The sequence below is a fragment of the Arenimonas sp. genome (assembly GCF_019459675.1).
Taxonomy (GTDB): domain Bacteria; phylum Pseudomonadota; class Gammaproteobacteria; order Xanthomonadales; family Xanthomonadaceae; genus Arenimonas.
The window spans coordinates 1-1,898 of sequence record NZ_JAIBFH010000177.1 but is presented as its reverse complement, the minus strand read 5'-3'; the positions used below and the strand labels follow the sequence as shown (position 1 = coordinate 1,898).

1 protein-coding gene is annotated in these 1,898 nt (G+C 66.8%); it reads left to right on the top strand.

All coding sequences use genetic code 11. From position 1 onward, the window contains the following. On the top strand, nucleotides 1-1,794 hold a 1,794-nt coding region (locus K0M70_RS06225; RefSeq protein ID WP_290780719.1), incomplete at its 5' end, for a nitric-oxide reductase large subunit. Between the last annotated feature and the right edge of the window lie 104 nt (nucleotides 1,795-1,898).

Here is a 1,898-nt window from a genome sequence, read left to right as displayed (position 1 = left end):
GACCCCGCCACGGCCGAGCTTCGCGAAAACTACGCGATGAAGAACAACACCGTGCCCGATGCCGAGCACCGGCGCGCGATGACGTCCTTCTACTGGTGGACCGCCTGGTCGGCCGTCACCCAGCGCCCCGGAAAGGACATCACCTACACCAACAACTGGCCGCACGAGCCGCTGGTGGGCAACACGCCGCCCTCGAACCTGTTCATGTGGACGGTGTTCAGCGTGCTGTTCCTGATTGCCGGCATCGCGCTGCTGGGCTGGCATTACGCCGTCAACCACAGCCGCGAAGAAGCGCCGCTGCAGCTGCCGGCCACCGACCCGCTGGCTTCCGTGGTGGTGACGCCTTCGATGAAGGCCACGGCCAAGTACTTCTGGATCGTGATCGCGCTGTTCCTGGTGCAGATCGCGCTGGGCGCGATCACCGCGCACTACCAGGTCGAAGGCCAGGAGGCCTACGGCTTCGCGCTGGCCGAATACCTGCCCTATTCGCTCACCCGCACCTGGCACACGCAGCTGGCGGTGCTGTGGATCGCCACGGCCTGGCTGGGCATGGGCCTGTACATCGGCCCGGCCATCTCAGGGCATGAACCGAAATACCAGGCGCTGGGCGTGCACGTGCTGTGGGTCTGCCTGATCGTGATCGTGGTCGGCTCGTTCGCCGGCCAGTGGTTCGCGGTGATGCAGAAGCTGGGCCTGGCCAACAACTTCTGGTGGGGCCACCAGGGCTGGGAATACGTGGACATGGGCCGGTTCTGGCAGTGGTTCCTGTTCGCGGGCCTGGGCATCTGGCTGACGCTGGTGGGCCGCTGCCTGGTGCCGGCCATTCGCGCCGGCGGTGAATCGCGGTCCATCACCACGCTGCTGTTCCTGTCCACCATCGCGATTGGCCTGTTCTACGGCGCCGGCCTGATGTGGGGCGAGCACACCCATCTGTCGATGGTGGAGTACTGGCGCTGGTGGGTGGTGCACCTGTGGGTGGAGGGCTTCTTCGAGGTGTTCGCCGTCGCGGTGGTCGCCTTCCTGTTCACCAAGCTGGGCCTGATCAAGACCAGCACGGGCACGATGGCCACGCTGTTCGCCACCATCGTGTTCATGGCCGGCGGCGTGCTGGGCACCCTGCACCACCTGTACTTCACCGGCACGCCGGTGGCGGTGATCGCGCTGGGCGCTTCGTTCTCGGCGCTGGAAGTGGTGCCGCTGGCCTATGTCGGCTTCGAGGCCTACCACACGTTCAAGCTGGGCCACGCCACGCCTTGGATGCAGCGCTACAAGTGGCCGATCCTGTTCTTCGTGGCGGTGGCGTTCTGGAACCTGGTGGGCGCGGGCCTGTTCGGCTTCCTGATCAACCCGCCGCTGCCGCTGTACTACATGCAGGGACTGAACCTGACCCCGCTGCATGGCCACACGGCGCTGTTTGGCGTGTACGGCATGCTGGGCATCGGCCTGATGCTGTTCTGCCTGCGTGGCCTCAAGCCCGACGCGATCTGGCCCGATGCACCGCTGCGCACCGCGTTCTGGGCGCTGAACATCGGCCTGGTGGGCATGGCGCTGTTCACCCTGCTGCCGATCGGCATCCTGCAGCTGGTCGCGGCGATCGACCACGGCTACTGGTACGCGCGTTCCGCCGACTTCATGCAGCAACCGCTGATCGAGATGCTGGTGTGGATGCGCGTTCCGGGCGACACCATCTTCAGCATCGGTGCGCTGTCGCTGGCCTGGTTCGTGGCGCGGCTGTGGATTGCCCCGCGCAAGGCGCCGGCCAAGGTTGAAGGAGCGACCGAAGCCGCCCGCTGATGCTGGCGGCGGTTCGGGGAGGGAGCACGGGGCCCCGCCACCGGCCCCCGGTTTTTTTTGTGAGGGGGGGGGGGGGGCTGAACCGGGGGAAAGCCCCCCCCCGG